13 protein-coding genes are annotated in these 18201 nt (G+C 58.4%); 3 read left to right on the top strand and 10 right to left on the bottom strand.

The window, feature by feature from the left end:
- Window positions 1–58: 58 nt before the first annotated feature.
- The 7 genes from O3648_RS06740 to glf form a co-directional block, all read right to left on the bottom strand.
- A complete protein-coding gene (locus O3648_RS06740) occupies window positions 59–991 on the bottom strand; it encodes a type II secretion system F family protein (protein ID WP_279755098.1) in 933 nt (310 codons plus the stop codon).
- Window positions 988–1842, bottom strand: a complete 855-nt coding sequence (locus O3648_RS06735) for a type II secretion system F family protein (RefSeq protein WP_279742087.1) — start codon at window positions 1840–1842, stop codon at window positions 988–990. The genes O3648_RS06740 and O3648_RS06735 overlap by 4 nt, the downstream gene beginning before the upstream one ends.
- Window positions 1842–3104: a CpaF family protein gene (locus tag O3648_RS06730; protein ID WP_279742090.1), complete on the bottom strand. Its 1263-nt coding sequence runs from the start codon at window positions 3102–3104 to the stop codon at window positions 1842–1844. Before O3648_RS06730 ends, O3648_RS06735 begins: the two co-directional genes overlap by 1 nt.
- Window positions 3105–3561: 457 nt before the next feature.
- On the bottom strand, window positions 3562–4335 hold the full coding sequence (locus O3648_RS06725) for an ABC transporter ATP-binding protein (protein ID WP_279742092.1): 774 nt from the start codon (window positions 4333–4335) through the stop codon (window positions 3562–3564).
- A gap of 4 nt (window positions 4336–4339) precedes the next feature.
- Window positions 4340–5221 carry an ABC transporter permease gene (locus tag O3648_RS06720; protein WP_279742094.1) on the bottom strand — a complete coding sequence of 294 codons (882 nt, stop codon included), beginning with the start codon at window positions 5219–5221 and terminating at the stop codon, window positions 4340–4342.
- Window positions 5218–7224: a glycosyltransferase gene (locus tag O3648_RS06715; protein ID WP_279790057.1), complete on the bottom strand. Its 2007-nt coding sequence runs from the start codon at window positions 7222–7224 to the stop codon at window positions 5218–5220. Before O3648_RS06715 ends, O3648_RS06720 begins: the two co-directional genes overlap by 4 nt.
- A 2-nt stretch (window positions 7225–7226) precedes the next feature.
- A complete protein-coding gene (glf, locus tag O3648_RS06710) occupies window positions 7227–8414 on the bottom strand; it encodes a UDP-galactopyranose mutase (RefSeq protein WP_279742096.1) in 1188 nt (395 codons plus the stop codon).
- Window positions 8415–8618: 204 nt separating this feature from the next.
- On the opposite strand from glf, the gene O3648_RS06705 reads away from it, so the two are divergent.
- Both O3648_RS06705 and O3648_RS06700 read left to right on the top strand, forming a co-directional pair.
- Entirely contained in the window at window positions 8619–9020 is a 402-nt protein-coding gene (locus O3648_RS06705) for a hypothetical protein (RefSeq protein WP_371569221.1), read from the top strand.
- Window positions 9021–9034: 14 nt separating this feature from the next.
- On the top strand, window positions 9035–13564 hold the full coding sequence (locus O3648_RS06700; protein WP_371569219.1) for an FtsK/SpoIIIE domain-containing protein: 4530 nt from the start codon (window positions 9035–9037) through the stop codon (window positions 13562–13564).
- Between the two features lie 64 nt (window positions 13565–13628).
- Here the strand turns inward: O3648_RS06700 and O3648_RS06695 are convergent, their stop codons facing one another.
- Window positions 13629–14069 carry an alpha-N-acetylglucosamine transferase gene (locus O3648_RS06695; RefSeq protein WP_279755093.1) on the bottom strand — a complete coding sequence of 147 codons (441 nt, stop codon included), beginning with the start codon at window positions 14067–14069 and terminating at the stop codon, window positions 13629–13631.
- 476 nt (window positions 14070–14545) lie between these two features.
- On the opposite strand from O3648_RS06695, the gene O3648_RS06690 reads away from it, so the two are divergent.
- Window positions 14546–14794 carry a WhiB family transcriptional regulator gene (locus tag O3648_RS06690; RefSeq protein WP_371569217.1) on the top strand — a complete coding sequence of 83 codons (249 nt, stop codon included), beginning with the start codon at window positions 14546–14548 and terminating at the stop codon, window positions 14792–14794.
- Window positions 14795–14949: 155 nt separating this feature from the next.
- Here O3648_RS06690 and O3648_RS06685 read toward each other — a convergent pair whose 3' ends face one another.
- Both O3648_RS06685 and O3648_RS06680 read right to left on the bottom strand, forming a co-directional pair.
- On the bottom strand, window positions 14950–16524 hold the full coding sequence (locus O3648_RS06685) for a sensor histidine kinase (RefSeq protein WP_279742100.1): 1575 nt from the start codon (window positions 16522–16524) through the stop codon (window positions 14950–14952).
- A 323-nt stretch (window positions 16525–16847) separates the two neighbouring features.
- The coding region (locus tag O3648_RS06680; RefSeq protein ID WP_371569216.1) for a CpaE family protein at window positions 16848–18201 on the bottom strand (1354 nt) is incomplete at its 5' end.

Here is an 18201-nt window from a genome sequence, read left to right as displayed (position 1 = left end):
GGGCAATCAGCCCAGCCCATCGCGGCGCAGCCGGTACGGTGTGTACCCGCCGCAAAATCTAAAAGTTCAAACGCATGAGCGACAGGCCCGGGAAGACCGCAAAAATTACGGTCAGCGGCAGGATGAAAAACACCACCGGGGCGAGCATCGCAATCTCCTTCTTACCGGCTGTTTCCATCAGCTCACGCTTAGCGTTATCGCGTACATCCTGAGCCTGCGCACGCAACACATCAGCCAGAGGGGTACCGCGCTCAATCGCAACAGCAATACCCTCAACAAAGCGGCTCAACACCGGAACGCGAGTACGCTCCGCGAACTCCTGCAACGCGCTCAAGAGCGAAACACCGGTGCGGGTCTGAGCCAAAATATCAGAAAACTCACGAGCCAACTCGCCGCGAGAAGTCAGGCAGATACGCTCCAAAGCCGCCAGGGCCGACTCGCCCGCCGTCACCGACAGCGCCATCATCTCCGCCAGCGCCGGGAACTCAGCGACCAGCTGCTTCTCGCGCTTAGTCACCGCCTCGCCCAGCCACCAGTCACGCGCCAGAAAGCCGCTCAAACCACTCACCAGCACCAGCACAAGAGCCACCAGAATGGAAAAACGCTCCTGCACCACGCCGATGACAGTCAGGGCACTCATGACGGTCACACCGGCAAGAGCCCACAGCAGCTGCTCAGCACGAAACGCGCTCACACTCTGCGAAGAGCCAGCCCGACGCAAACGCTCCTGCACCGAACTATCACTCAGCGACGAGCCGCTCAACGACGAGGACAGCGAACGCAGAAGCGGCGCACAGAACGCCGAAATCGCCTCCAGCAGGCTCGGCTCGCGGCGCTCCTGCTCCTTCAAGAGCGACTCACGCAGAGTCTCACCGCGCAGCTGCGACGCCACACGATCAGAGAACGAAATACTGCGAGTATTCAGCACCGATGAGAGAATCAGACCCACGCCGGTCGCTAACAGCAGACCAAAAATCAGAGGTAGGTTCATCCGAAAACCCTCCGTTCACGCGGCAACTCACCAATACGTAGCATCAGACGGTACGCTGCCAAAGAAATAGCGGCGCCGGCAATCATCAGTGTCGCACCTGCAAACGAGTTATAAACCATGCGCGCGGCAGGCTGAGTTGCCATCAGACACAGCACAAACCAGGGCGCCACGCAGGAGAGGCGAGCCGCATTCACAGTCCACGACTGACGCGCCAGAAGCTCCGAACGGGTACGCGCATTCTCACGTAGAAAATCACTCAGCGTGCCCAGCAACTTACCCAGGTCCGACCCACCCACCTCGCGGGCAATCTTCAAGGCCTCGATAATGGTGTCTGCCACCGGGTCAGAGAGGTACTCCTTCAAACGGTTCAGTGAGGTCACAAACTCACCGGACGCGCGGTAGTCACGCGAGAAATGGGTGAAGGCATCACGCAACTCTTCCGGGCCGCGGTAAGAGAGCTGAATCAGCGCCTCGGGCAGGGACAAACCCGCACGAATGGCCGAACGCAGGTGGTCCACCGCATCCGGCCACAACTGCCAAATACGGGCATCCGCTGCGCGGGCACGATGATTCACGACTACGCGAGGCGCCACAAAACCACCAATCAGGCCCAGCAGACCCAGCGGCAAAAGCTGAGTAAGAATCAGCAACAGAACCGACGCGCTCACACCGCTGGCAACACTCACCCACATAAACGTTCGTGGAGTCAGCGAATGCATACCTGCCTTACGCAGTGCCACAACCAGCGCCGGGTCGTTACTCGGCTTCGGCGGCTTACCATTATCAGGAAAGCAGGAAAGGTAAATCAGGCAGACGCCCAACGCCAAAATCAGGCTCAGAAACAGAGGCATTACTGACCCGCCTTCGCCGCCGCCAGCACCTGCTCGGGATGGTGACCGACACGAACCCAACGGTCCGGGTTCGGCAGCTCCAATGCCACGCACACCATCTGCCCTTCACGACGCACAAACAGCGGAGACATCTCAATCACGCCGTCCTCAACGCGGCCGCCCAGCATGCTAATCTCTTCGACCTGACGCTGACCGTGCGAATCGCGCCCGCAATGCACCACAATGTCAAAGCAGGACGCCACGGTCGGCACCACGAATGTCGAGGAAATATTCTCGCCCGCCAGCAACGGCAGAGTGCAAATCTTGGTCACCGCGTCACGCGCCGAGTTCGCGTGAATCGTGCACATACCCGGCAGACCTGCATTGAGCGCAATGAGCATATCCAGGGATTCCGCCTCACGCACCTCACCAATGAGGATGCGATCGGGGCGCATACGCAGAGCTTCCTTGACCAGGCGGCGCAGCTCAATCGCTCCGGTGCCCTCAAGGTTCGGTTGGCGGCACTGCAGACCCACCACATCGCGTAGCGGAACTGCGAGCTCAAAAATTTCTTCGCACGTAATCACACGCTCACGCGGCGGAATAGATGCCGATAGGCAGTTCAGCATCGTGGTCTTACCCGCTTGGGTTGCGCCCGAAACGAGGATGTTCATGCCGCTCTCCACCGCCGCGTGCAACAGGGACGCCGCGCCGGCACTCAGCGAGTTCATGCGCACCAGGTCGGGCAGGCGGCGGGCACGCACCACGAACTTACGGATATTGATGCTCGTGTGCCTGCGGGTAATATCCGGAATCACCGCGTGCAGGCGGGAACCATCCGGCAGGGATGCATCAACAAACGGGGAGGAAAGGTCCACACGACGACCCGAAGGCTTGAGCATGCGCTCCAGCAGGCTATTAATCGCCTCGGCACTCAGATGCAGACCGGTCAATTCACTTTCGCCGTTGCGGGCAATAAAGATTTCGTCGGGAGAGTTGATCCAAATTTCTTCAACGCTCTCATCATCGAGGAACGGCTGAATCACGCCAAAGCCGCAGATTTCATTATGCAGGCGCTGAATCACGGATTCACGGTCACCCAAATCGGGCAGAGAAATGCGGGTACGTCGCTGTTCGTAATCGTTTAGGTGCTCGTCAATAAGCCCGCGAACGGCGTGCTGATCCTCGTGCGGGTCCAGGCTGCGGTGGCGCATTGCCTCACGAATATTTTCTTCGAGCAGATTTAGATGCTCCGCCCGGGTATCCAGTACGGTATTCTCCATTGAAGTGATCCGATGCTGTGTGTGGTTATGTGGTTATCTGGAATACGGCGAAGTAGTAATATCTCAACGCCACCATCATCCTACCCTCAGCGCATCAAATTTATCAAAATGTAATAAAACACCCCTTAATATTTACGAGTATAATATTTGAGTATTTTTGACGCATAGAAATGCACATATCGTTACCTAACGTGTGCTAAAACCCAAAACACCTAGTCGGTTGTGACTTGCAAAACAAATGCATGTGCATCCCTCGAACCAATTACCGTTGGCCACCGCCATATTGTGCACGGTGCACACGTAACATTTCGTCTTAAATCCCCGCAGCCGCCTCTGTTGAAACGCTAGAACCTTATCGAGCAACAATAGATTCTCAGGCACAACTTCTGGGCATAGCAAAGGGGCGTGCGCTCCCCCATCGGGAATACACGCCCCATCACCAGCAATCATTTAGCAGCTAGTCGCCACCGCGAATCACCTTCACAGCTTCCTTAATTGGGCCGTCAAAACGCAGGTTACCGTGCTCCAGCACCACGCCACGGTCACAAATCTTAGAGACCAAATCCAAGTCATGGCTCACCACGGCAAGAGTTCTACCGGCAGAGCACAGCTCCTGAATCTTCGCAATGCACTTCTTCTGGAAAGGCTCATCACCCACCGCAAGAATCTCATCCACCAGGAAGATATCCGGGTTCGTATGCACCGCAACCGAAAACGCCAGACGTAGGTACATACCTGAAGAGTAGAACTTCACCTCGGTATCAATAAAGTCGTGAATCTCAGCAAAATCCACAATCGAATCGAAGGAAGCCTCAATCTCTTCCTTGGACATACCCAAAATCGCACCGTTGAGGTACACGTTATCGCGACCAGTCAGATCCGGGTGGAAACCAGCGCCCACCTCAATCAGACCCGCAATATTGCCGCGAGTGAGAACCTCGCCCTCGTCGGCGCGCATCACGCCAGAAATCATCTTCAGCAGCGTGGACTTACCCGAACCGTTCAGACCGAGAAGAGCCACACGCTCACCCTGACGAATGTCCAGGCTCACGCCGTTGAGCGCATTGAACTTCTCCGAAAGATCGCCCTTGCGGCCCTTAATCAGCCACACAAAAGCTTCCTTCATCGAACGGGTGTGGCGCAGAACGAAGCGCTTCACCAAATTCTCCACGTGAATCACCACGGGAGCGTCCGGGCTCACCGGCGGGAACTCAAGCTTCTTAATATCCACAGAATCAGAGCTCCTGGGCGAAGTTGCCTTCAAACTTACGGAAGAGCAAATCACCAATTAAAACGGTCAGCAGAGAAATACCAAGGGCAATCGGAGTCCACAAGCTGAAGAGATGCGGAACCACCTGCGAAGCAGGAAGCGCCAAATCCTCAGGACGGAGCGTCGGATGCCAGAAGCCATAGTGGAACAACTCCACCGCAACCGTCAACGGGTTCATCATGAACACGTTGAACACCCATGGGTAGAGAGTTTCACGCACCATGGTCCAGGAGTACAGCACCGGCGAGAACCAGGTAGCCACCATCAGCAGCATGTCCACAATGTTCTCCGAATCGCGGAAGAACACGTTCGCCACGCCAAAAATCAGACCCAGACCATAGGACAGCATCATCACGATAAGCATGCCCACCAGAATCGACCCAAATGCAAGGAAGGTCGGGGACCACCCCACCAAGAAGCAGGCCAGTAGCATCACAGCAATCTGAGGCACAAAATGCACCAGAGCCACCCACACCGTCGACAGCGAGAACAACTCACGCGGCAGGTAAATCTTACGAATCAGCGCGCTGTTAACCACCATTGCGCGAGCACCATTACCAAAACCCTCCGAAAAGAAGTTAATGGCAATCATGCCCGAGAACAGGTACACCGCATAGTTGTGCATACCGCGTTCCAAGCCAAGGAACATACCCATGGCAATGTAGAACACCAGGAACTGCACACCCGGCTTAATGTACGACCACAAAATGCCCAGCACCGAGCCGCGGTAGCGGACCTGGATTTCCTTATCGACCAGCAGTCGAAGCAGGTAGCGGTTCTTCACCGCATCCAGGATGCCGCGCCCACGGCCGGGCGCCTTCAGGGGAACAGACTTCAGATCGTTCATCGGGTCAGCTCAGAATCCGTGTGCTCAGCGAAGGTCTTAGCCCACGCATCGTAAGAGGCAACCTCAGCAGCCTTCGAACGGTACTGCTCACGCAACTTATCCCAACCGGTCACTAGCTGAACGTGCAGCTTAGCGGCCTGAGCCAGCTTCGACTTGAGCTGCTCGGGGTCGCGGCGGTACCAGAACAGACCGGTACCCTCAGCGTTAGTAGCCAGAGCCGAGTCGAACTTCGACAGGGTCCACCAGTTAGTCTCGCCGTAGTTCAGCTGAATCTGCGGGTGAGTCTTCGCCTCTTCACTCACCGGCTTGAGCAGCTGACGAGCAACAGTCTTCGCGGTCCACGAAGCAAGCTTCGTGTAGCCCGGAGACGAGAAGGAACGGCGACCACGGAACGGAGGCTTCTTTGTCTGAATAGCCGGGAAGTCATCCACGTTCGGCTTCACCTGAGATTCCGGGTACTCCTTAGCCATCGCACGAATCACCGGCAGACGCTGCGAGAGCGAGGGGTGCAGATGATCGGGGCCGGAGAGCAGATCCTTCAGCGCCATCAGGCGGCCAGCCTCGGTGTAGTACTGCATGGACAGGGTATGCTTGACGTCCAAGAACAGGGAGTCCAGCAGCACGCGGCCGCCCTTATCGAAGGGCGAGTGTAGCAGCGCCGTAATGAGGCGGTTGCGCTCGTGGTAGTACGCCTGCCAGCCGACGGAGTCATCCTTATCGGTCCAGGACACGTGCCACACGCCCGCACCGGGAAAGGACACGGTAGCGAAGCCCGCAGCCTTAGCGCGCAGACCGTACTCAGCGTCATCCCACTTCAGGAACAGCGGTAGAGACAGACCGATTTCCTTAATGACAGTGGTCGGGATGAGGCACATCCACCAACCGTTGTAGTCCACGTCCACGCGGCGGTGCAACCACGGGGTGCTACGCAGGTTATGGTAGCCCAGGTTGTGACCCATGCCCATGTCTTGGTGCGGCTTAGCGTAAAAGTTGCGCCACGGGTCAACAACCTCACCAAATGCGTGCAGGACCGAACGGTCATACATGTCGAACATGTGCGCACCCACGATAGTAGGTTCCTTGCAGTAGTTCGCAAAAGTCACCATACGCAGAATCGACTCGGGCTCAACGATGACGTCGTCATCGAGCAGTAGCACGTAATCGGATCCATTGTTGACAGCCTCGAACATGCCACGCGAGAAGCCGCCGGAACCACCCAGGTTGCCCTGGTTGATAATGCGGAACTTACCGGAGAGGGGCTTGACAACCTCTTCGAAGTCCTCGTGGTCCTGCACCTTCTGGGTGCCCTGATCCACAATCAGGAACTCGTGCACAGCATCGAAAATCTCGGGGCTCTCACCCAGAGCACGAATGTTGTTGATGCAGTACTCCACCTTGTTCATGGTAGTAATCTGGACGGTCGCCTGACCAGCCTTCACGTCCGCGCGGGGCTCAATATTGCCCAACCAGTTCGCTTCAATCAGCTCAAGGTCACCGGTACCAGCCAGGTCGAACCAGTACCAGCCGCCGTCACCGAATGGTGCCAGGGGCAGGGTGAAGGTGCTGGTCTCCTCGCCGGAGAGCAACTTCGCATCTACGCGCTGAATCACGCCACGGCCATTGGACTTGTACACAATGACCATGCCCTCGCCGCGAGTCTGAACGCTCAGCACGACCTTCTGCAGGTCGGTCCAGCGGCGCCAGTACGAAGCGGGGAACGCGTTGAAGTACGTACCGAAAGACAAGCTTTGGCCTGCATTCACGGTGATGGAGCGGCGGCTATTCAGACTGTTCGCGGCATCACGGTTCGCTCTAGCGCTCGACACAGACTGACCGGAGATGTTCATAGCCTCCGTAATGGAGGTGGAAGCGTCACCGTCAATACGGGTGGGCATCTGAACGCCGGTTGCAACACCCGCATCCACATACAGGGGGACGACGTCGGTCTCAACTGCGCTCGGGAAAATAACCCGCTGCAGGTTCTTCAAAGTCTTATCAGCCATGGTTATGCGTCGACACCACCGGACTCGATCTTCGCACCGTTAGCGAAGTGCGGGCGGATCTTGTTGTCGAACATGGACAATGCAGCACCGATAGCCATGTGCATATCGAGGTACTTGTAGGTACCCAGGCGACCACCGAACAGCACGTTGTTCTCGCCCTTAGCCAGGTCGCGGTACGCCAGCAGCTTCTCACGGTCCACGGAGGTGTTGACCGGGTAGTACGGCTCATCCCCCTTGTTAGCGAAGCGAGAGTACTCGCGCATGATGACGGTTGCGTCCTTAGTGTAGTCACGCTCGGGGTGGAAGTGACGGAACTCGTGGATGCGGGTGAACGGAACATCAGCATCGGGGTAGTTCATCACGGAGCAGCCTTGGAAGTCCTCAATCGGCAGGACCTCTTCTTCCAGGTCGATGGTACGCCAGGACAGGTCGCCCTCAGCATAGTCGAAGTAGCGGTCAACCGGACCGGTGTAGACCACGGGAATCTGACCCAGGACGTTCTCGCGAGAGTACTGGTGGCCGGGCTCGAAGAAGTCAGTGTTCAGGTGCACCTCAATGTTCGGGTGCGCCGCCATACGCTCCAGCCATGCTGCGTAGCCGTCAACGGGCAGACCCTCGTACTTGTCGTTGAAGTAGCGGTTGTCGTAGTTGTAGCGAACCGGCAGACGGGAAATGATGGATGCGGGCAGCTCTTCCGGCGGGGTCTGCCACTGCTTAGCGGTGTAGTGCTTGATGAACGCCTCGTACAGGGGGCGACCAATCAAGGAGATACCCTTATCGTTCAGGTTCTGCGGGTCGGTGCCAGCCAGCTCACCAGCCTGCTCAGCGATGAGCGCCTTTGCTTCTGCGGGAGAGTAAGCTGCGTTGAAGAACTGGTTGATGGTACCCAGGTTAATGGGCATGGGGTATACGATGCCGTTGTGGCGGGTGTACACGCGGTGTACGTAGTTGGTGAACTTGGTGAAACGGTTCACATACTCCCAGACACGCTCGTTGGAGGTGTGGAACAGGTGCGCACCGTAGCGGTGCACCTCAATACCGGTCTGCTTCTCCTTCTCGCTGTATGCGTTACCACCGATGTGGGAACGGCGGTCCAGCAGGGCAACTTTCAGGCCCAGCTCAGTGGCAGCCTGTTCTGCGATGGTCAGACCAAAGAGGCCCGAACCGACTACTACGAGGTCAGCGGTCAATGTTTTCTCCTGTATTATCACGGCGCACCGCCGCTTCTGCGAGGGCGGTATTCACCTACCAGATTGGACACATCCGAGGGTTCTCAGTCGCGCCGCAATCCGCACGGGCGGGTACAAAAACCCCTCCCGTGATGGATATAGTCATAATCTAAGATACCTGTTTATCAAGCACTACACATACTTATGACGTGCTTTTAGGGACTTTTGGACTATTGTTCGCGCCCTCTTTCTCTGGGTGGATATTCTTCACAAGCCCCGAGGTCAAACGGGTCTAAGAAAGTTCTTTCTTCTGCGCATTTTTACGGCCTGCTCACAATAAAAGAATTTTATTTATGGGTAAATATTCACCCCACTCTATTTACTACGGTAATTAGCCGCCACATAGGGCTGCAAACACAAGCAACAGATCAGAGCGGGCACTTCAACGCTCTCACCCGCTACAAGAAAAGCACCCCTGCCGGCATATTTGGGGACGCGCGCCGGTGCATACGAGAGGTGATTGGGGCGATTTATCCACAGCTTTTTGAAAATTGGGGTGAAAAATTCAAAAAATACGAACATATTAGTTTATTTACAGATAATTTATTGAGCTTTGATAGTTTTTAATATTTTCTGAGAGTATGACTCTCTTCTTTCTCGACCACCACAACACCACCGACGCGCTCCCCTACCCTCGCGTACTCCGACTCGACGGCGAGGTGGCATCCAACGGAATACAGCTGCACCCCGGTAGCGCAGATAACGCAAACCAGCAGGCTCTAGAGCAGGCACTCAACCACGCTCTGCAACGCTCGGCACCCGGCGCGCGCGCTAAAGCACAGGAGACGACATTCCAACTACACCCCGAGCACAATAAGGACCCCCTCAACGCCTCGACAACGCTAAATATCCACATTCCGAACGAATCTCAGTCCCTGAATTCTCAGCCACTGAACGCGCCCGCTGTCAGCCTCCTGAACATTCTGCGGGGCCCCAACGCGGGCACAACCTTCCCCATCAGCCGCGGCCGCACCAGCCTCGGCAGGGCAGCGCTAACTGCCCGCGGAGGAGAACAACCACACCATATCCATCTGCAGGACCCCTTCCTCAAGCCGGTGCACGGCAGCTTCTACGCCGATAGTTCCGGCATCCGTTGGATCGAGAAGCATCCCGCCACGAGCGAGGGTAGCGAGAAAATGCAGGGAAGTAAGAAGGTACAGGGCAGAATGAGGGGGCAGAACGCCGAGCCGCACATCCTGCACTGGAACGAGCCCTTCCGCCTCGGCTCTTCACTCTGCGTACTTACCTCCCCCAGCACCGACGGCGAACACACCGCACAGAAGGCAAGTGTCACCGCCGCTACCCCCGGCTCTTCCTCCGATTCTTCCTCCGGCGAGCCCGTGCAAACACTCGCTCCCCTGGGCAATACCAGCAATCCCTTTGAGCCGGTGGGGGTGAACCCTCCCGCACCGCGTAAGCTCAAGCAGATTCTGTTGAGCGTATGCCTGCCAATTGTGGTGGGTCTGATTATTGCGCTGGTGACAGGCATGTGGTTCCTTCTGCTGATGTCTGCGGCATCTTCACTGCTGATGCTTCTGCATTTCTTTGGTGGTCAGGCGGAGAACCGTGCCGCATCGCAGCAGACTCATCAGGCGGCGTTGCAAGAAAAGGAACGTGCTCTCGCCCTGCCGACCGCGGGAGACCTGGCGATTTCGGGTCCCTCTGCCCTGCATGATGCCGCTTACCTCGCTATTGTGCTCGGGTGCGGTCCTCGCCACCCCTACCTGCGCGGCCGCAACCTCCCGCTGGGCGCTCTGGAGAAGCAGGATGCACCCCACTATCTACCGCTCCCAACCCCGGCTCTCGGTCACTACCTGAAGCTGGAGGAAGCGCATCTGCGCGCCTACCTGGTGCAGCTGGTGGCGGGCTATCCCGGTTCGATGCACATTCTGCTGGGTAGCGCTGATAGCGCTGGCCAGCAACGAACTAATCGTCTGATACAGACTCTGGCTGTGGTGCCGGGGGTGAGTGTGCATTGTCTGCCGGGTGTACAGCAGGAGAAGTATCTGCAGGCCCTACAGAGCAGCTTGCAGTCGGAGCTTTCTGCATCTCGTCCACCGCTGATTCTCATGCCCCAGCAGGCGAGCGCTATCTACGCTCCCCTGCTGACCTCGCTGACCTCTGAGTCGGTCGCGGAGTCTTCACAGTCCCGTGCGTTCACTTCCCCGCGTGAACAAAAGGTGAATGCCCCAGCGCTCTGCGTGCTGGATAGTGCTGAGGGAGATAGTTCCGCCCATGCACCCGGTGCGCTTTTTGGTGCCGCCTGGGTTGAGTGCGCGAGTGAAGGTAGCCATCATCAGAGCATCCGCTACCGCGCGCAGGGCTATGCGGCGCCTCCGGTGCAGCCCATCGAGGGTGTCTACCAGGTGCATCCTCTGGCGTGTGAGGGTCTGTGCCAGCACGCCGATGGGCTCAGCGTTAAGGCGTTCTGTGCCGCTCTTGAGAACCTGTACCGCGCCGGGTGCGAGCAGGAGCAGAGCGCGCTCAGTGAGGCGCAGGTGCACCAGTCGGCACATCTTTTCTCTTCTCTCCAGTCGCAGAGTGCGCGGCAAAGGAACCGCGCCGATGACATGGCGGTGGAGTCTGTTCTGCAGCGCTGGTCGGCTCAGTGTTACGCCTCCGATATTCGCTGCTACCTAGGTGTTTCTTCGGGTGGCTCGCTGAATATTGGTTTGTCTGAGCACGGTCCGCACTGGTTACTCGGTGGCACGACCGGTGCCGGCAAGTCGCAGCTGTTGCGTTCGCTGGTGCTCAGCGCTGCGCTACGTTACCCGCCCGAGCGCCTCGGCCTGATTCTGGTGGATTTCAAGGGTTCGGCTGGTTTGGGCCCTCTGGCTCAGCTGCCGCATGCGCTCAGCGTGTTGAGTAATTTTGATGTATCCGCGGTGGAGCGTGCGCTCGAATTTTTGCGCGCCGATATTCACCGCCGCGAGGTGGATCTGCAGGCGCTCGGCGTAAACTCCTACCGCGATTATCTGGCCTCCTGTCAGGAGGCGGGCATGACTCCGCGCTACCCCGAGCTGCTGATTGTGGTGGATGAGTTCCGAATGCTCATCGATTCCATGCCGGATGCTATGGCTGAGCTGATGCGCATCGCCACGATTGGTCGCTCGCTGGGTCTGCATCTGGTGTTGGCGACTCAGCGTCCGCAGGGTGCTATTTCGCAGGATATTCGCGCCAATATTGCCGCGAGTATTTGCTTGCGCGTAGCGAGCGCGCAGGATTCCTATAACCTGCTGGAGCATGAGTCTGCGGCGTATATTTCGGCCGCGCATCCGGGTGCCGGGTATGTGCGCCTGCCGGATGGCCGTTCCCTACCGTTCCGCGCCCCGCTGGTGGATGCGGTCCCCTCGAGCAGCGATGCCCGCCCGGTGCAGGTGTTGAGGCTAGAGGAGGGCGGCTGGCGTGAGCTGACTGCCACTTCTGCCATTCAGAAGGGCAGCAGAAATGAGGATGAGCTGCTGATTCGTTCGGCGCAGCAGATTCGTACGCTCTATGAACGCGAGTACGCGCCGAGGAGTCTTCAGAAGAATGCGGTGGTTCAGGATGAGTATTGCCCGATTCCGCCGGAGCTTCCCGAGAACACCCTGCTGCCTGTGTTGGAGGCGCCGGTTAGCGAACCGGTAGCGTACGGCATTGACCGGGCCGCCACCCCGCAGGAACCTGCAAACTCTGGTGCTGCCTCCGAAGGGTATCTATTGGGTGAGCTGGAGATTGCCCGCTACGGCGTGCGCCGCCCGATCAGCTGGTCGGGTCAGCAGGCGCTGGCATTGCTGGCGCAGAGCGCCGAACGAGCCCCGATGCTCTACGGGCTTTTAGCTCAGGCGTTCGCCGCCCGCACGCCGGTTGTTCTGCTGACCTCTGACGGCGCGCTCTACCGCGACCTGGAACCTTACGCCGGTGCCTTTGAGGCGCTCGTGGGTGCGCAGGAACTTTCACATCTGCGGTTCTGCCTGGAGGAGCTGCGCACCCCGAACCTGTGGGGTGCCGAGGCTTCCACCCGCCCGCTCATTGTCGTGGATGGTCTAGACACTTGGCTGGAGTCGCTAGTTCGCCAACCCGATACGGAGAACCTGCTCTATGATCTGCTCTCACAGGGGTGCCGCCGCGGCTATTCGGTGGCGTTCACCTCCGCGTTGAACCCGCGCGGTCGTTTCGCCGCTGCGGCGCATTCCACGCTGTTGAGCCGCCGCTTCCTGGATGCTGACCTGATGCGTTCAACAAACAAGGACTACCCGACTCCGGCACAGAGCCACTACTGCGTGGAGGGTGCCATTAATGAGGAGTTGATTGGGGATCAGCCGCTGAGCGCTTCAATTCTTTCGCCCTGCGTTGCGGGTTTCCAGGAGCTGGTTCAGGTTCTGCGGGGTAACGCCGCGAGCGCTTCTAGCGGGTCAGGCACTCGCCCGGGCACTCTTCTGCGGCAGTTCCCCGAGTACTATCGCATGCCCTCGGCCGAGTACGTGACCGCCGCCCACGCCACCTGCAATCCACGGGGCGCTAAACTGTTGGTCGCCTTTGACCGCGGGCAGATGCCGGTCTGGTTGAACACCCCGGCTGGCGCGGTAGTTCCGGTGCAGGGTTCCCGGTCGGCGGGTAAAAGCACCCTGCTGGAAAGCATTGCTCAGCTCAACCCGCAGCTGAGCACCCTCGTCCTTGAGGGTTCGGGCGGCACCATGGATGAGCCACCGAGTGTGGAACATACCCGTGCGCTCCTGGACTCGGTAAAAAACCCCGCGCGCACGCTCGTATTCATCGATGACCTGCAGTATCTCTCCCCCGCCGTTCAGCAGCTACTTCTGGAGCGTCGCGGTGAGTTCCGCGCCATGCTGGTCGCCTACACGCCGTGGCCGAGGCGCGCCTCCTCACCCCTGCTGGCTGCGCTCATGGGATGCTCGCGTGCGCTTCTGCTCGCTCCCACATCCTTGGCGGATGCTGACATGTGCACAGTGACCACACTGCCTCTGGATCGATTCACACAGGGCGAGCAGCCCGCTGGTCGTCTTGTGGTAATGGATGGTGCCTCCGTGTGCGCGGCACAGGTTCCCCTGGCGCTGGCCACGGCTACACAGGCTGTAACAGCTACGCAGAAGGTGCCGGTAGCAGTCTAGAGCTGAGCACTCTAGAGTCAGCTATCTAGGGTTTAGCGGCGCTAGGGTTTTACGCTCTAGGGATTTAGCGGTATCGGCGGCTGTACTTCTCTGCTTCTTCGCCCGACGCCTCGGTGACCGCTTCAATATAGCGGCGGCTACTGGGCATAAGCACGAAGATGAAGGCAGCCGCTGCGCCAATAACACCCGCAATCGTGATGGCCTGGCCAATATTCAGGCCGTAAGCGCTCATGTTCATGACGAAGGTGCTTGCGGTGACCCACAGGGCACAGAGGGTAATTAGGATCATGGGCAGGCGCGAACCGAAGCGGCCGCGGTAAAAACGCAGGCCGAAGTAGGTCATGCCCGCAGCGATAAGCACCTGGAGTACGCCGCCCACAATCGCCTGAGCGGTAGACATGCCGCTGACGATAAAGGGGTAGAGGATACCGCGAATCAGAATGTATGCCGCGAAGACTTCGGTCAGAACGAATGCATAGATGACGTTGAACGGGCGTGACGTCACGGTGGGCTCCTCATGGTAGTGTTGGGGCAGACCGGGGTGTATTCGGTCCGATGGGCTGGCATTTGTCCGATGCGCTAGTGCGTTAGCGGGGGTGCTCCCCCGTCTCAGGTTCACCGCCTCGTCATCGGTGCGGTATTTCAGGGGTAGGTACCGCTTTATATTATGCATGAGGCGCCGCTCCCCCAGCCGCCCGCATCTCATCTATGAGACGCGGCGCAGGATATGCGTGTCAGCATGCGATTCCCCATCCCCTCAATTAGACAAAGGTTTACCTAAGTGATAGATGACTCAGTGTAATACTGAAGTTTTTAGAGAAAAGTACTTGTCACATCCGCTCCAACATGCGAAAGTTGATAAGTCAATTTTCACCCTAACGCTGGGTGAGCATCCCATCAGCGGATGTATTTGACACGCGCACAGGAAAATAGATGTGTCTTGCCACCGCGTGAGACCGTAAATCATGAAGGAGGTCCACCGTGGATTGGCGTAGTCGTGCAGCTTGTTTGGATAAGGATCCGGAGCTGTTCTTCCCCGTAGGAAACACCGGACCTGCCCTGTTGCAGATTGAAGAGGCAAAGACCGTCTGCCGCGCTTGCGAGGTTGTAGACGTCTGCCTGAAGTGGGCCATCGAGACCGGCCAGGACTCCGGCGTATGGGGTGGCACCAGTGAAGACGAGCGTCGTGCGATGAAGCGTCGCGCAGCTCGTGCCCGCCGTGCATCCTAACTTCCGGAGTATTCAATAGGGCATCAAAAGCGTGGTGCAGTGATTTAGAGTTACTGCACCACGCTTTTGCCATATACAGAACCCTTCGAGACAGCAAACTGCCGCCACCCCGTACTCGGGGCGGCGGCAGTTCCATATGTCATGTAAGAAGAGGCTTAGATGAGCACCGCGGTAATGACCACGCGGGTACCGGTCGGTTCATTAGCCTCCCAGCGGATCGAGCCGTTCAGCTCACTCGCTACCAGGGTGCGCACAATCTGCATACCAAGACCTTCCTTGCCGGTCACCGGGCGGTACGCGTCGGGGCCGGATTCTTCAATCTTCTTATCACCCATGCCCTTACCGTCATCGGTAATCACAACGGTGAGGATGTTCTCACCCTCATCATTGATACCGCGAATGCCCTCAAGGGTCACAGTGCCGGTCTCACCGTCCAGGCCGTGCTCCACGGCGTTCGCGACAACCTCGTTGATAACCAGTGCCAGAGGGGTGGCGAACTGGCTCGGCAAAGCTCCAAAGGATCCAATCAGCTTGGTGGACACGTGCTGACCGGGGGAAGCAAGCTCAGCGGCAAGGTGGAACTGACGCTCAATCAGCTCGTCAAAGTCGACGTTTTGGGTCAGACCCTGCGAGAGCGCCTCGTGCACGGTAGCAATCGTTGCCACGCGGCGCATCGCCTGCTCCAGGCCCTGACGCGCCTCGTCCGTGGCCATACGGCGCGACTGCAGGCGCAGCAGAGCAGACACAGTCTGTAGGTTATTCTTCACGCGGTGGTGAATTTCGCGAATGGTCGCATCCTTAGTCATGAGTTCCAGCTCGCGGCGGCGCAGCTCGGTCACATCACGGCATAGAATCACGGCGCCTTCACGTTCGATACGGGTACGCTTCTGCGCCAGCAGTGGGATGGATCGCATGGTCACGCGGGCACGGGCAATGACCAGTTCGGTGCGCAAGTCACTACGACCGGCAAGGACCAGTTGCAGGGTTTCATCCGCCTGTTCACCGGCGGGGAGCATCGCGCGGGTGACATCGGCAAGGTTTCGCTTTTCGAGGTAGCCGGTCATGCCCATACGGTTGTACATGGAGTTTGCGTTCGGGGAAGCGACGACCACACGACCGGAAGGGTCGAGCACAATAATGCCATCAATTACGCGGGGATTGCCCTGAGTGTTGTTTCCCTCCGCGAGGGGATCGGGCCACAGACCGGAGTGCACCATGGAAAGCATGGTATCGGCAACATACTCGTAGACTTCGCCGCTGATGCTCGGGTAGCCGCTCGGGGCGGCGACTCGGTGGCTGGTCAGCAATGCGATGGTGCGGTTATTGCGCACGATGGGAACGAAGGTCACGTGTACGCGCGGGCGGGCGCCAAGGCCTTCACCGCTTCCTTCGTCGGTGTAAGTGCTGATGTTCTGGTCAATCCAGACGCGGTATGCCTCGTCGCGGATTGCCTCATCCATCTCGTGCTCAATGATGTCGTGGTGGAAGAGGGTTCGGACATTGGAGGGGCGCACGTGAGCAATGGCACAGAAATTACTGGTTGCGCTGGGGCCGGATACGGCATCCGGAGAGCTACCGTCGGCAACAATGTAGTTGGTGGGGAACCATAAAACCAGGTCACTCTGGGCAATATCAGAGATGACCTGCCATTCACCCTTGATGAGGTGAATGCGTTCAGTATCGCCAGGACCGAAGTCGTAGGCGCTCAGAGTCGCTTCTGTAAAAGACATATGTTTGTGTGCTTCCCATGAGTTCGGGTGGATTCAACCATTTTACGGCTTGTTCGCCGCAATTCCCATTCAAACGGCAATACGTGGAATAGTTTACAGAGCATTTCTTGGAACACACTTTTAATCGCATATATTACGCAGCGCAATGAGATACCCCCTCAATTTTAAGGTGAAATATTCGCGCTACTCCCCTACCCTCAATATGCGTGAGGCGCAGAAAACCCGATCTGGTGGCGCTCCCAATTTCGGGATCTTATACCGGCAGGTCGGGTCTTCTTGTGCCCGCTTCTAACAGACAATAATTTTAGCGCTTTAGCCTCACGCTACGCGCCGGGCTTGACGCATGCGCCGACGCGTACAGCGTACATGCCTTCAAGCATCACTTCCAAGGACTGCACAACCGCGTGGCGGGGCGACACCTCCAGCAGCGCTTCACCGTTACGGCGCAAACGGTCCATGACCTTACGCTCGTACGGAATCACACCGGTAAGCGGAACCGACAGGTAGCGTGCCCAGTTATCACGCATCTTCGCCTCGGGGTTGAATCCGGCGGCTTCGCGGCGGCTGCGGTTGAGCCAGTACTGCACATCCGTTTCGGGGGCGAAAAGATCCGGGCGCGACTGCACCTCGCGGGCGAGGTTAATCAGGCGTGGCAGGCCGATAACGTCCGCTTCTCCAAGCGCAATCACGCGGTCGGCGCAACCGAGCGCGGTGAGGGTTGCGGCGTTACGGCGCGGTGCCGGACCATCAAAGGTCAGTTCCTCGTCGACCTCGATGGGGGCGGCAACATCGCAGATGACCAGATCATATCGGTGTTTGAGCCATTCGAGTACCTCGGCGAAGGCGCGGGCGCGCACCTCGGGCCAACGCGAGGAGGAAGTAATGCCGCTCAAGAAGTCGAAGGTGCCGTTTTTGAGGGGCACACGCTCCATAATGGCGCCGGCTTTTTTCTCGTCGAGCTGGGCGCGGTCGGCGTCCGAGCAGAGAATTGCCAGGCCGGAGCCGGTATCCTCGAGTGCCATGAGCGCATCCAGGCTGGGCGCGTAGGTGTCTGCGTCGATGAGGCAGACCTGCTGGCCCTGCTGCGCGGCGAGGGCGGCGAGGTTGAAGGCAATGGTGCTTCGACCGGGCGCACCGTGGGTACCCCAGACGGTCACAATTGTGCCGAGGCGGTGGCCGGGCTGGTAGGGGGAGGGCGCGGCGAGGTCCTGGTTGATGTCCGGGAGCTGAGGCAGGGTGCCGTCGTTATTGTCGTTCTGCACGTGCAGGGCGTAGTCATTACCGGGCGCGAAAGAGTCGACGATGGCGGCGGCCTGGCTGAGCACGGATTCTTCGTTGCTGGGCACAACAGAGGAGGCTTCTACCGGGTCGTGCACGCCGGGTGCGTTTCCAGCGGATACTGCGGGGTCGATTCCGTAACTTCCGTAGGGCACGACGGTATTTGAGGAAGTGCCTGCGGCGGAGTCGTAGCCGTAGCCGCCCGATCCATAGCCAGCAGCGCTATAATCCTGACCGTAGCCGTACCCTGCATCGTAGCCGTAACCGGCATCCTGACCGTAGGCGGCCTCGGGACGGCGGGCAATAGGCTGATTGGGCAGCTGAGCCGGAATCTGCGCAGGCACGCCGTATCCTGCGGTGGGCCGGGCGAGCGCCGCATCCACAGCCTGTTCGAGCGAG

Source organism: Rothia sp. 27098_8_161 (assembly GCF_041432905.1).
Lineage (GTDB): Bacteria > Actinomycetota > Actinomycetes > Actinomycetales > Micrococcaceae > Rothia.
This window is presented reverse-complemented; position numbering and strand designations above follow the sequence as displayed.

Coding starts and splice junctions, on each gene's coding strand:
- O3648_RS06715 (WP_279790057.1), bottom strand. CDS start 7,224: ATGGCTGATAAGACTTTGAAGAACCTGCAGCGGGTTATTTTCCCGAGC.
- O3648_RS06730 (WP_279742090.1), bottom strand. CDS start 3,104: ATGGAGAATACCGTACTGGATACCCGGGCGGAGCATCTAAATCTGCTC.
- O3648_RS06735 (WP_279742087.1), bottom strand. CDS start 1,842: ATGCCTCTGTTTCTGAGCCTGATTTTGGCGTTGGGCGTCTGCCTGATT.
- O3648_RS06685 (WP_279742100.1), bottom strand. CDS start 16,524: ATGTCTTTTACAGAAGCGACTCTGAGCGCCTACGACTTCGGTCCTGGC.
- O3648_RS06720 (WP_279742094.1), bottom strand. CDS start 5,221: ATGAACGATCTGAAGTCTGTTCCCCTGAAGGCGCCCGGCCGTGGGCGC.
- O3648_RS06740 (WP_279755098.1), bottom strand. CDS start 991: ATGAACCTACCTCTGATTTTTGGTCTGCTGTTAGCGACCGGCGTGGGT.
- O3648_RS06700 (WP_371569219.1), top strand. CDS start 9,035: ATGACTCTCTTCTTTCTCGACCACCACAACACCACCGACGCGCTCCCC.